Here is a 12367-nt window from a genome sequence, read left to right on the forward strand (position 1 = left end):
CAAGTCGACCGGCCTGCCGGCAGCCCGTCGACCGACTTCGAGGGTCCCGCGCACCCGAGCCGGACCCCGTTCGATGCTTCGGCGTGTCGCGGGACCGGGGTGCCTGCGTACGGGCATCCGAGGGACACCCGCCGGGGGTCCCCCGGACGGGGACCGACGTCGCGCCGCCTTCGACGGGGCCGACTACGCTTTCCCCTTGATGAGCACGGGCGAGGGCAAGCACGGAGACGACACGCCGACCGAGTCGGCGACGGCGTCTTCACCTGCGAAGACGGGCCGGCGGACCGGTAGGCGGACGACCGCCCGCCGGGTCAGAAGGCTGATCTTGTTGATCACTGTTCCGCTGGCCCTGCTGTGGGTCGTGGACACGGCGGGCAACCTGCGTCAGCAGGAGGCTCCGCCGACGGAGGCCGCGCAGGAGGGTGCGGGCCAGCCCCTCGTGACACCCACCGGACCACCCGACGCGCCCGAAGAACGACGGGCGCGTCCCGGCGAGTCGCACGGCGTCTCGGTGCCGCCGCCCGACGTGGGCTTCGCGCGGGAGACCGAGGTATGGAGCGCGGATCGCACGCTGACCGTCATCCCCGGCCGGAGCCGCGTGTACGGCGAGGGTCCGGTGCGTCGTTACCTCGTGGAGGTGGAGGAGGGACTGCCCGGATTCCCGAGGGCCTTCGCCGAGGCCGTCGAGCGCACCCTGGGTGACGAGCGGAGCTGGGGCGGCGAGGGAGCCCTGTCCTTCCAGCGCGTCGACGAGGAGCCGGTCGACTTCCGGGTGACGCTCGCCTCGCCCGAGCTCACCGACGAGCTGTGCGCGCCCCTGCTGACCAACGGCGAGGTGTCCTGCTTCAACGGCACCCGGTCGGTCATCAACCAGAACCGCTGGGTCAGCGGGGTGCCGCACTTCGACGGCGACCTGGAGACCTACCGGGTCTACGTGATCAACCACGAGGTCGGGCACGCTCTCGGCTTCGGCCACGTGAACTGTCCCGGCCCTGGCGAACTCGCCCCCGTGATGCAGCAGCAGACCTACGGCCTTCAGGGCTGCGAACCCAACGGCTGGCCGTTCCCCTGAGGTAGGACGTCGGGCGGACGATGCTCGGCGGCGGTCCGTCCGGCGGTGCCCGAGACGGGCGTGAACCGCGGCCTCCGGCGCTACCGTCGCGGTATGGCGCGACGCATCATCGACACGATCACGACCTACTGGGCTCTCGGCGGCCTGCGCCGTCGGATCGAGGGCGGTCTGGTCGTCACCCATCCGCGCCTGCCGCCGCATCCGCTGGGCGACTTCCTCCAGCTCTCGGCGGAGACGACCGCCGAAAGCCTGCCCGGCGTGCTGGCCGCCGCCGAACGGCAGACGGGCAGGCCCGGCCGGGCGGTGCGGCTTCACCCCGCCGGGCCGCTCGACGTCGAGCCGAAGCTGATCATCGACGGCTGGACGGGCGACGCGGAGCTGCAGCTCGTGTTGACCGGCCCGCCGATCAGTCCCGGCGGCGCAGGCGGCGAGGACGTCCGCGCCGTCACCGGCGTGGCCGGCACGGCGGTCCCCAGAACCGAGATCCGACCCGGAACCGAGTCCGACTGGCCCGCGGTGGCGCGCCTCTTCCGGCTCGATCACGAGGAGGAGGACCGGCGTGCCGGGGTGCCGACGCGCTCTCCCGAGGTCACGAACGCAGCCGTCGCACTGCGCCGGGAGCTGAGTCGCCATGCCGATCTCCTGGTGGCAGCGGTGGACGGGTCGGTCGTGGGCTTCGTGATCTGCTGGGCGGGCGTCGACGGGCTCGGGATCGTGGAGGACGTCTTCGTCCGTTCCGACCACCGCCGCCGAGGCATCGCCACCGCGCTGGTCGTCACGGCCGTCACCGCGGCCCGGCGTCGAGGCGCCCGAGAGCTGGTTATCGCCGCCGACCCGACCGACCACCCTCGGCACCTCTACGCCCGGCTCGGCTTCCGACCCACCCTGGTGACCCGCTCGTACCGCCCGCCGGAGGCGGCGACCCTGTCCTGATCGTGTGGCCGTCGGGGCGGCCGGCATCGCCGGTGCCGCAGGCGACGCGGTGACCTCGGTCGCCGACGCGCACGCTCTCGGGCGGATCTCGCCGATGGTGGGTCATGCCCGGCGCTACTCCGCGGCGTCCCGAGGCAGGCAGGCGCGGCCGCGCCGCCCCGCGCGCCGGCCGCGAGCCCGCGTCGGACCACCACGGCGACCGGCGCGGCGGGGGGTTCTGAGCGACCCTCCCACGGCGGCCGCCGCGATGGTTCCGTAGTGGCAGACGTCCGCACCGCCGTCTCCGCCGTCCTGACGCGGCCGGAGCCGAGGTGCTTCTCGCCCGCCGCGGCCCGCACGGTCTCGCAGGCGAGCACGGACGCGCACACCGCGACTGTCGAACTGGCAAAGGAACTTCATTGACCCTCGTACCTGCCTACACCGCCGTCTCGGCCACCGAGCCCCTCACACCCGGAGTCGTCTCCCGGCGTGCGGTCGGACCGACGGACGTGCTCATCGAGATCGCCTGGGCAGGCGTCTGTCACTCCGACATCCACACCGTCCGAGGTGACTGGGGCGAGGTGCCCTACCCGCTCACCGTCGGTCACGAGATCGTCGGCATCGTCACCGAGATCGGCGCCGAGGTCACCCGCCACCAGGTCGGCGACCGGGTCGGCGTCGGCTGCATGGTCGGATCGTGCCGCGAGTGCGCGAACTGCCTCGCGGGTCAGGAGCAGTACTGCCTGCGTGGCTTCGTCGACACCTACAACGGCACCGAGCCCGACGGTTCGGTCACCCAGGGCGGCTACTCCACCCACATCGTCGTCGACGAGCACTTCACGCTCCGGGTCCCGGAGTCGATCCCCTTCGAGAAGGCCGCCCCGCTGCTGTGCGCCGGGATCACCACCTACTCGCCGCTGCGCCGGTGGAACGCCGGTCCCGGTCGCAAGGTCGCGGTGATCGGCCTCGGCGGCCTCGGGCACATGGCCGTTCAGCTCGCCCACGCTCTCGGTGCGGAGGTCACCGTCCTCTCGCAGAGCCTGCGCAAGAAGGACGACGGGCTGCGTCTCGGCGCGGACGACTACCACGCGACCAGCGACCCGGCGACCTTCACGAAGCTGGCCAACACCTTCGATCTGATCGTCAACACGGTCAGCGCGCCGCTGGACGTGGACGCCTACCTGGGGCTGCTCACGCTGCACGGCACGCTGGTGAACGTCGGCGCTCCGCCGGAGCCCGCCCCCGTGACCCTGTTCACCCTGTTCGAGAACCAGCGCTCCTTCGCCGGGTCCAAGATCGGCGGCATCGCCGAGACCCAGGAGATGCTCGACTTCTGTGCCGAACACGACATCGCCCCGGAGGTCGAGATCATCACCGCCGACCAGATCAACGACGCCTGGGAGCGTGTCCTGGCCGCCGACGTCCGTTACCGGTTCGTCATCGACATCTCCACACTGCGGCCCTGACCTGCGGTCCTCGGCTCGCACCACGTCCGCGGCCTGCCGCGCCCCATCACGGGTCGGCAGGCCGCGGGCGCCGGGAGACGCGACGGCCGCAGGCACGCCTCACCGGTCGAGCCGGCTCTACCATCGAAGACATGAGCATCAGGGACGAGGTGCGGGAGTTCGTCGTCTCCCGTCGCGCGAACGTCACGCCGGAGCAGGCGGGCCTCCCCGATCTCGGCGGCGATCGGCGGGTGCCCGGTCTGCGACGCGAGGAGGTCGCGATGCTGGCGGGCGTCAGCCTGGACTACTACACGCGTTTGGAACGCGGCGACATCCATCGAGCCTCCGAGAGCGTGTTGAACGCGATCGCCCGCGCCCTACAGCTCGACGAGGTCGAGCGGGAGTACCTCTTCGATCTCGCCCGCATCGCGCCGTCGGGGCACCGCGCAGGGCAGCCCGTCGTCCGGTCGGTGCGGTCCTCCGTGCAGCGGGTGCTGGACAACCTGACGGTCCCGGCGATCGTGCACAACGCGAGTCAGGATCTCATCGCGGCGAATCCGCTGGGGCGGGCGCTGTACGCGCCGCACTTCGACGTCGAGGGCGTGCCGAACACGGCCCGCTTCGTCTTCCTCGACCCTCGGGCCGAGGCCTACTACCTCGACTGGCCGCAGGCACGCCGGACGACGGCCGCGGTGATGCGGCGGGACACCGGTCGTGATCCGCACAACGCCGAGCTCAGCGCGCTCATCACGGAGCTGTCCGCCCGGAGCCCGCATTTCCGGCGGGACTGGGCGGACCACGACGTGCACTCGCATCGCACCGGGGTGAAATCGTTCCGCCACCCCGAGATCGGTCGGATCGACGTCACCTTCGACGTGTTCGAGCAGGCAGGCGAGCCGGGCCTGCAGATCGTCACCTACGGAGTAGGTCCCAGCGCGGAGGCGGCTCGTTCGTTCGCCCGCCTGCGCGAGTGGGCCGCCGCCCGCCGGGACGAGCGCCCGCCCGCGGCGGCCGATCCGGCGACGTCCGCCGGCGGCGGATTCCGGCGCGTGCGGACCGCCCCCGTTCGCCGTCAGCCTGCCTCCCAGTGAGGCCGAACGACGCGGTCACCCGATCGACGGGCGGGGGCCCGGCGCTCACTTCCGTCCGATTCTCGGCTCGCAGGCGGTGACATCGTCCCCGCCGCACCCCCGAATAGGGCAGGACGCGCGAGGCGCGGCGATCACCGGTCGCAGGCACACGGCCGTCGAGCTGGTGGGCGCAGCAGGATTCGAACCTGCGACCGCTCGGGTGTAAACCGAGTGCTCTCCCGCTGAGCTATGCGCCCGATCGTGTCGAGAAGCCTACCCGGCCGCCCGACACGGCGACACGGCCGAGTCAGGCCGCCAGTGCGGCGACGGCCTTCTTCCACGCCGACTGATCGCGCCGCTCGCCCGCCCCGTAGCGCTCGGCGAAGCGGATCACGCCCTGCTTGTCGATCAGGAAGGTCCCGCGGTTCGCGAACCCGGCGTCCTCGTTGAACACCCCGTAGGCCTGCGCGACGCTGCCGTGCGGCCAGAAGTCGGACAGCAGCGGGAAGGTGTAGCCCTCCTGCTCGGCCCACTTCTTCAGGCTGAACGACGTGTCCGTCGACACGCCGAGCACGGTCACGTCGGCACCCTCGTAGTCGGCGAGCTCATCGCGGACCTGGCACAGCTCGCCGGTGCAGGTCCCGCTGAAGGCGAACGGGTAGAAGACGAGCAGCACGTTGCTCCGGCCCTGGAACGACGACAATGTGACCGGCTGCTTGTCGTAGTCCTTGAGCGTGAAGTCCGGTGCCTGAGTACCGACCTCGAGTGTCATACCGCGAACCCTTTCGCTGGAAGGCTCTGGATGGACGCCGTCCCGACCGCGTCGGGCGCGGGCCGGGACAGCGTGTTCGGGAGCTGGCGGTTCAGCGTTTCGACTTCGCTGCCTTCGGCGAGACGAGCCGCGTCGCGGACCAGTCGTCCGTGACGTTGACGCTGGACGTCTGCGACAGTCCGGCCGTCGGCGCGGCCTCGGCGATCTCGCTGGGCTCGACGTAGCCGTCTCTGCCGGTCTTCGGCGTGAACACCCAGATCACGCCGTTGTCCGCCAGCGGAGAGATCGCGTCGACGAGCGTGTCCACGAGGTCGCCGTCGTCATCCCGCCACCACAGCAGGACGACGTCCACGACTTCGTCGACGTCCTCGTCGAGCAGCTCACTGCCGCAACGCTCCTGGACCGCTGAGCGAAGTTCGTCATCGACGTCCTCGTCCCAGCCGATCTCCTGGACCACCATGTCCGGCTCGATCCCGAGCCTGTCGGCGACGCCGACCTTTCCGGCGTCTCCCGCGGCGACCACGGCTTTTCACTCCTCCTACAGTGGAGGTGCCAGGGCCTCGAACGGCCCTCGCACACAGTTGCTCTGTCCGATCTACTGCGACCGATTCCGGCTAGCGAACACCGATCGCACCCCCGAGCGCAACCGCTGGCAGGTGGACACGCCGCAGTAGATCCGATCACCACCGGTCAGGGTACTCGCGCCCGCGAAAAGTTACCGGCGAGTACAGATGACGGCACCAGCCGTCCGCGACGACGATGGTGGAGGATGACAGCGTTGGGCGAAGCCCAGCTTGACGACACCTCGACGTTGGCGAGGAGATCCCTTGGCCCCGCAGAACAACGGCAACGCCGCCGACGACGCGCCCCAGCGGGTGCGTGTGATCCGTGACGGCCTTGCCGCGCACCTTCCGGACATCGACCCGGAGGAGACAGCCGAGTGGCTGGAGAGCTTCGACTCGATCCTGTCCGCCACCGGCAGGCAGCGCGCCCGGTACGTGATGCTTCGGCTCCTGGAGCGCGCCAGGGAGAGCGGCGTCGGCCTGCCGTCCCTGACCTCCACCGACTACGTCAACTCCATCCCCACCGACGTGGAGCCCTGGTTCCCCGGTGACGAGGAGACCGAACGCCGTTACCGGGCGTGGATCCGCTGGAACGCCGCCATGACGGTGCACCGCGCTCAACGGCCGGGCATCGGGGTCGGCGGCCACATCTCCACCTACGCCTCCTCGGCGACGCTCTACGAGGTCGGCTTCAACTGGTTCTTCCGAGGCAAGGACCATCCCGGCGGCGGCGACCAGGTCTTCATCCAGGGGCACGGCTCTCCCGGCATCTACGCCAGGGCCTTCCTGGAGGGCAGGCTCACCGAGTCGCAGCTCGACGGCTTCCGGCAGGAGTACTCCCACGCGGGGCCGGGCGGCGGCCTGCCCTCGTACCCGCACCCCCGGCTGATGCCGCATTTCTGGGAGTTCCCGACCGTCTCGATGGGCCTCGGCCCGATGAACGCCATCTATCAGGCCCGGTTCAACCGCTATCTGCACAACCGAGGCATCAAGGACACCTCCGATCAACACGTGTGGGCGTTCCTCGGCGACGGCGAGATGGACGAGCCGGAGTCGCGCGGCCTGATCCACGTCGCCGCGAACGAGGGCCTCGACAACCTGACCTTCGTGATCAACTGCAACCTGCAGCGGCTGGACGGCCCGGTCCGGGGCAACGGCAAGATCATCCAGGAGCTGGAGTCCTACTTCCGGGGCGCGGGCTGGAACGTCATCAAGGTCATCTGGGGTCGCGAATGGGACTCGCTGCTGCACGGCGACCGTGACGGCGCGCTGATCAATCTGATGAACACCACGCCGGACGGCGATTACCAGACGTACAAGGCCAACGACGGCGCCTACGTCCGGGAGCACTTCTTCGGCCGGGATCCTCGGACCAAGGAACTGGTCACCGACTACAGCGATCAGCAGATCTGGAACCTCAAGCGCGGCGGCCACGACTACCGCAAGGTCTACGCCGCCTACCGGGCGGCGACCTCGCATCACGGCCAGCCGACCGTGATCCTGGCGAAGACGATCAAGGGCTACGGCCTGGGTCCGACCTTCGCGGGCCGCAACGCCACGCACCAGATGAAGAAGATGACCCTCAACGACCTCAAGCTGTTCCGGGACAGCACGCGGGTGCCGATCACGGACGCGCAGCTGGAGGCCGACCCGTACCTGCCGCCGTACTACCACCCCGGCGAGGACGCCCCGGAGATCCAGTACATGCTGGAGCGACGCCGCAGGCTCGGCGGCTTCGTGCCGGAGCGGCGGGTCCGGGCCAAGCCGCTGGTGCTGCCGGGTGACAAGATCTACGACGTCGTCCGGCGCGGTTCCGGCAAGCAGGACGTCGCCACGACGATGGCCTTCGTCCGACTGATCCGCGATCTCGCCAAGGACCCGGAGATCGGGCCGCGGCTGGTGCCGATCATCCCGGACGAGGCACGCACGTTCGGGATGGACTCCATGTTCCCGACGCAGAAGATCTACAACCCCAGCGGCCAGCTCTACACGTCGGTGGACGCCCAGCTGATGCTCGCCTACAAGGAGAGCGAGCAGGGCCAGATCCTGCACGAGGGCATCAACGAGGGCGGTTCCACCGCGTCGTTCACGGCGGCGGCGACGTCCTTCGCCACGCACGGCGAACACATGATCCCCGTCTACATCTTCTATTCGATGTTCGGCTTCCAGCGCACCGGCGACGGCCTGTGGGCGGCGGCCGACCAGATGGCACGCGGCTTCGTCCTGGGCGCCACGGCAGGCCGGACCACGCTCACCGGCGAGGGCCTTCAGCACAACGACGGGCACTCGCTGCTGTTGGCGGCGACCAACCCCGCGGTCGTCTCCTACGATCCGGCGTGGTCCTTCGAGGTCGCGCACATCGTCAAGGACGGCCTGCGCCGCATGTACGGGGAGTCGGAGGAGTTCCCGCACGGCGAGGACGTCATGTTCTACCTCACCGTCTACAACGACCCCTACCAGCAGCCCGCCGAGCCGGCGGATCTCGACGTCGACGGTCTGCTGCGCGGGCTGTACCGGTATGCGAAGGCACCCGCGGGCGACGGTCCGACGGCGCAGATCCTGGCCTCCGGGGTGTCGATGCCGTGGGCGCTGCGGGCCCAGGAGCTGCTGGCCGAGAATCACGGCGTCCAGGCCGCGGTGTGGTCGGCGACGTCGTGGGCGGAGCTGCGCCGCGAGGCGGTGCGGACGGAGCAGGACAACCTGCTGCGGCCCGGGTCGAAACGTGAGGTGCCGCATGTCACCCGTGTGCTGGAGGGCACCGGCGGCCCGGTGGTGGCGGTGTCGGACTGGATGCGCGCGGTGCCGGACCTGATCCGACCGTGGGTGCCCACCGACATGCTGACGCTGGGCACGGACGGCTTCGGCTTCTCCGACACCCGGCCCGCGGCGCGACGGAAGTTCCTCGTGGACGCGGAGTCGATCGTGGTGGGCACGCTGCTGGCGTTGGCACGCCGAGGGGACATCGACCACTCGGTGGCCGAGCAGGCCGCGCGGACGTATCGGATCGAGGACGTGCAGGCGGCGGGGCCGCAGACGTCCGATCCCGGCGTCGCCTGACCCCGGTGACCTCGTCGGCCTCCCGCCGGCCCCGGCCGGGTCGGGAGGCCGACGGCCTGTCCGGGCGTGTCGAGCACCGGCGGCCGGGCCGGTACAGGACGTCCTGTGTCGGACAGGACGTCGCGACGACACGGTGGCGGGCGCGCGGCGGGAACCAGGGGGCGCACCCGGCCTCGGGGCCCTGGTCCACACGGCGGCTGCTCTTCGATTCGCACCGGGCCGATCGGCCGCCGTCGGCCCGGGTCAGCCGCGATGGGCCGAGGCCGCGGCGCGAGCGGTCACCGTCACCGCGACGGCGAGCAGGCAGGCGATCAGGACCGGTATCCACCACGGCTGCGGCGTGACGAGAAGGTGATCACCGGCCGGGGTGTGCAGCGAGTACTCCTCGACCGAGTGGAAGCGGTAGGCGTACCCGTCGCCGGGATCGCCGTCGCGCACGGCGGGGTGGACGAACCAGGGATGCACGTCGACCGACGGCAGACGCAGTTCGCGCACCGCCGCGGCCGCCCCGGCGACGAGCAGGGCGGGCACCGGAACCAGCACAGCGGACCGGCCGCCGCCCCGCTGCACGGCGCGCAGCGTCAGCAGAGTCGCGATCAGCGCCGCCGCCGCGGCGGCGGCACCCAGCGCCAGGTCGGCCCACGGCAGGCGGAAGAGGGGGACGCCGTCCTCGCTCAACAGACACCCGGTGCCGTCGAGCCGGCCGGACAGCCCGGCGTTGCCGTACCCGTCCGCGCAGCCCGTGACGACGGCGAAGGCGTCGAACAGGGATCCGAGTGCGACGCTTCCCGACGCCGCGACGAGCAGCCAGGCGCATGCCCGCCACCAGGTGGTCCAGTCGGGGCGTCCGCTCATGTCCGTCTGCTCCGTGCGTCGACGATGGACTGGTGCGTCTCGGGCGACCGCGCCAGCACACCGCCGGACCCCGCTCGATCGGTGGGGCGTCACTCCTCGGTGTCGCCTGCCGCCGGACATCACCGGTACCGAGGGTAGCGGCGGGCGACACCCCGATCCGCGACCGGGCGGCGGCTCGGTGGACGTCCGCCCGCCTGCCGCGATCACCCGCCGACGCGATCATCCGCTGTCGAGATCACCCGCTGTCGAGATCAGGCGTTGCCGCGATCAGGCGTTGCCGGGGTCACTCGCCACGCACCGACCGGGTCGGCGGTGGTCAGCCGCGAGCGGCCCCGCGACTCCGCCCCGGGCGGGTGAAGCTCAGAGCCCGAGCACGGCGTGCGCGGTGAGGAAGTAGATGATCAACCCGGTCGCGTCGACCAGGGTGGTGACCATCGGGGCGGAGACCACCGCCGGGTCGACGCCGATCTTCTTCGCCAGCAGGGGCATCCCGCCCCCCACGACGGCGGCCCAGGCGCAGACCGCGATCAGCGACAGGGCCACCACCAGCCCGAGCCGCCAGCCTGCGAACAGGGTGCACACGACCACGCCGATCGCCGCGAGAGCGACGCCTAGGACCAGGCCGACCCGACCCTCCCGCCAGAGCACCTTCGGCAGGTCCCCGAAGCGCACGTCGCCGACGGCCAGCGCCCGCACGACCGACGTGGCCGACTGGGAGCCCGCGTTGCCGCCCGTGCCGGTGATCAGCGGGATGAACAGGGCAAGGGCCGTCACCTCGGCGAGGCTGGCCTCGAAGAAGGTCAGGACGTTCACCGTCATGGTGGCCGCCACGATCAGCAACAGCAGCCAGGGCAGCCGAGACCGGGCCAGCGCGAGCACCCCTGCCGCGAGATAGGGCCTGCCGAGCGGACTGGCGGCCGCCTGCCGCTCGACGTCCTCGGTGTCGGCCTCCTCGATGACCTCGATCGCGTCGTCGACGGTGAGCAGCCCGACGAGCCGCTGCTCGCTGTCGACGATCGGCAGCCCGAGCAGGTCGGCCTCCTGCATGAGTCGCGCGGCGCCCTCCGCCTCGTCGGTGGCGGCCACCGAGGGGACCTCGGTGTTCACGAGTTCGTCGAGGCGTTCCTCGGGGTCGCTGAGCACCAGCGTGCGCAGCGAGACCACGCCGAGCAGCCTGCGTCCGATGTCGATGACGGGCAGCGTGTAGACGGTCTCGGCGTCGGCGCCCCGGAGCCGAACCGTCGCCAGCGCCTCCGCGACCGACTGCCATGGATGCACCCAGACGACCTCCGGGGTCATCACCCGGCCCACCGAGCCCTCGGGATACCCGAGCAGGGCGGCGGTGGTGCGCCGCTCCCCGGGACTCAGACCCGCGAGAACGCGCCGGACCACGGTGGCGGGGGCCTCCGCCAGCATCCGGGCCCGGTCGTCGGGGTCCATCTCCTCGACCAGCTCACGGAAGGCCTGATCACGCAGGCCGTCCAGCACACACTGCTGGTGCACCGGGTCCAGCTCCTCGAAGACCTCCAGCGCCCGGTCCTTCTCCAGAAGCCGGAAGGGCAGCGCCATAGCGGGCTGGTCGAGACGGCCGAGCTCGGCGGCGACCTCGTGTGGCGGTCGGTCGTCGAGCCATCGTCGCAGCGCGCCGAGGTCCTCGGCTTCGACGAGGTCGCGCAGCTCGTCCTCCATCAGGTCAGCCTCCAGCCGATCGCGGACCGCCGCACAACCTACTCCGGGCCGCGCCGGGGGTCGTCGACGCCGCGCCTGCCGTGCCCGCGCCGACACTCGGCCGGGGGGAGATCGACGGGCGAGCGGGCGCTGATCGTGGTGAGGCCGCCTGCGTGCCGCGGCCCGTCGCCGCGCCGCCGTGGGCCCGGGCGGCCTGCCCACGGTGGGGGGCGAAGCGGGGCGGAGGGAGAGCCGCGGGGCGATCGGCGCCGCGGGCCACGCGGCAGGCAGGCCTCCGAGGCTCGGGAGCGCGCCGGTCCCGACCCGGATGTGTTCGTTCGGGGAGATCTCGTCGCGGCGGCGGCACGGGTGTGTCGCCCCACCCGGATCAGCACGCGCTGGTTTCGCGCCGAAGCCTGTTCACTTCCACGAAGCCACCAGCCGCGACGGACGAGGTTCGCGCGCCCAGGGCGGACGAGAAGTCGGAACACGGATCCGCCCTCTCTACGACGTCCCGGAACAGTCGCCGCGGGCAGCCCGCACCGGGGGACGCACGTCTGTCGGACAGATCCACTGAACAGAAGGGCCGGTCCGCACAACGTAACGAACTGGCATATCGAACGGACTCCCGATGCGGAAGACGACTCGGACGACGACCACCCTCGCCGGGGTTCTCGGCGGCGCGCTACTGCCGGCCGCCGGACAGACCAGCGCGGGCGCGACGGCGACGGAGCCCGACTCTCGCGAGGGCGCCGTCACCACCTGCACGGCATCGGACGTCGAGGTCGACCTCAACCCACAGCCCGAGCGCCCCGCCGACTACCTGCTGGCGCTGACGAACGCCTCGGACCAGACCTGCGAGTCGGCGGCGAGATCGGGCCGACCGGTCAGAACATGGCAGGCGAGCCGATCGAGGAGGTGCCGAACGAGTCCGTCGATCACCCCGGCGCCCG

At 71.3% G+C, this 12367-nt stretch carries 10 protein-coding genes and 1 tRNA gene; 5 read left to right on the plus strand and 6 right to left on the minus strand.

The annotated features are described in order from the left end of the window. Positions 1 to 325: 325 nt before the first annotated feature. The 4 genes from AHOG_RS23365 (at position 326) to AHOG_RS23380 (ending at position 4520) form a co-directional block, all read left to right on the plus strand. The gene (locus AHOG_RS23365; RefSeq protein ID WP_211290480.1) at positions 326 to 1072 is read left to right on the plus strand and encodes a DUF3152 domain-containing protein; all 747 of its coding nucleotides are present in this window, start codon (positions 326 to 328) and stop codon (positions 1070 to 1072) included. Positions 1073 to 1165: 93 nt separating this feature from the next. Further along, complete coding sequence (locus tag AHOG_RS23370) at positions 1166 to 2005, plus strand: GNAT family N-acetyltransferase (protein WP_157737013.1); 840 nt, start codon at positions 1166 to 1168, stop codon at positions 2003 to 2005. 398 nt (positions 2006 to 2403) lie between these two features. Beyond that, positions 2404 to 3450 carry an NAD(P)-dependent alcohol dehydrogenase gene (locus AHOG_RS23375; protein ID WP_093943254.1) on the plus strand — a complete coding sequence of 349 codons (1047 nt, stop codon included), beginning with the start codon at positions 2404 to 2406 and terminating at the stop codon, positions 3448 to 3450. A gap of 131 nt (positions 3451 to 3581) precedes the next feature. After that, positions 3582 to 4520 (plus strand): helix-turn-helix transcriptional regulator, encoded by a 939-nt coding sequence (locus AHOG_RS23380; protein WP_093943255.1) that lies wholly within the window; start codon positions 3582 to 3584, stop codon positions 4518 to 4520. Positions 4521 to 4681: 161 nt separating this feature from the next. Here the strand turns inward: AHOG_RS23380 and AHOG_RS23385 are convergent. From AHOG_RS23385 to AHOG_RS23395, 3 genes are all read right to left on the minus strand, one after another. Beyond that, positions 4682 to 4756 (minus strand) — tRNA-Val (locus tag AHOG_RS23385). 50 nt (positions 4757 to 4806) lie between these two features. Next, positions 4807 to 5271 (minus strand): peroxiredoxin, encoded by a 465-nt coding sequence (locus tag AHOG_RS23390; RefSeq protein ID WP_093943256.1) that lies wholly within the window; start codon positions 5269 to 5271, stop codon positions 4807 to 4809. A gap of 91 nt (positions 5272 to 5362) precedes the next feature. Further along, positions 5363 to 5794 (minus strand): DUF3052 domain-containing protein, encoded by a 432-nt coding sequence (locus AHOG_RS23395; RefSeq protein WP_093943257.1) that lies wholly within the window; start codon positions 5792 to 5794, stop codon positions 5363 to 5365. 304 nt (positions 5795 to 6098) lie between these two features. Here AHOG_RS23395 and aceE point away from each other — a divergent pair, with 304 nt between their 5' ends. Further along, complete coding sequence (gene aceE, locus AHOG_RS23400; RefSeq protein ID WP_093943258.1) at positions 6099 to 8891, plus strand: pyruvate dehydrogenase (acetyl-transferring), homodimeric type; 2793 nt, start codon at positions 6099 to 6101, stop codon at positions 8889 to 8891. A gap of 243 nt (positions 8892 to 9134) precedes the next feature. Here the strand turns inward: aceE and AHOG_RS23405 are convergent, their stop codons facing one another. From AHOG_RS23405 to AHOG_RS30295, 3 genes are all read right to left on the minus strand, one after another. Continuing rightward, positions 9135 to 9746 (minus strand): hypothetical protein, encoded by a 612-nt coding sequence (locus AHOG_RS23405; protein WP_093943259.1) that lies wholly within the window; start codon positions 9744 to 9746, stop codon positions 9135 to 9137. 360 nt (positions 9747 to 10106) lie between these two features. Beyond that, on the minus strand, positions 10107 to 11435 hold the full coding sequence (mgtE, locus tag AHOG_RS23410; protein WP_093943260.1) for a magnesium transporter: 1329 nt from the start codon (positions 11433 to 11435) through the stop codon (positions 10107 to 10109). A gap of 798 nt (positions 11436 to 12233) precedes the next feature. After that, positions 12234 to 12356 (minus strand): hypothetical protein, encoded by a 123-nt coding sequence (locus AHOG_RS30295; RefSeq protein ID WP_281258046.1) that lies wholly within the window; start codon positions 12354 to 12356, stop codon positions 12234 to 12236. Positions 12357 to 12367: the final 11 nt, after the last annotated feature.

Origin of the sequence: Actinoalloteichus hoggarensis (genome assembly GCF_002234535.1) — a bacterium.
In the GTDB taxonomy this organism is placed as follows: domain Bacteria; phylum Actinomycetota; class Actinomycetes; order Mycobacteriales; family Pseudonocardiaceae; genus Actinoalloteichus_A; species Actinoalloteichus_A hoggarensis.

Excerpts from the sequence above, each read along its gene's own strand:
- AHOG_RS23390 (WP_093943256.1), bottom strand. The coding sequence starts at position 5,271 with ATGACACTCGAGGTCGGTACTCAGGCACCGGACTTCACGCTCAAGGAC.
- AHOG_RS23370 (WP_157737013.1), top strand. The coding sequence starts at position 1,166 with ATGGCGCGACGCATCATCGACACGATCACGACCTACTGGGCTCTCGGC.
- mgtE (WP_093943260.1), bottom strand. The coding sequence starts at position 11,435 with ATGGAGGACGAGCTGCGCGACCTCGTCGAAGCCGAGGACCTCGGCGCG.
- AHOG_RS23405 (WP_093943259.1), bottom strand. The coding sequence starts at position 9,746 with ATGAGCGGACGCCCCGACTGGACCACCTGGTGGCGGGCATGCGCCTGG.
- AHOG_RS23380 (WP_093943255.1), top strand. The coding sequence starts at position 3,582 with ATGAGCATCAGGGACGAGGTGCGGGAGTTCGTCGTCTCCCGTCGCGCG.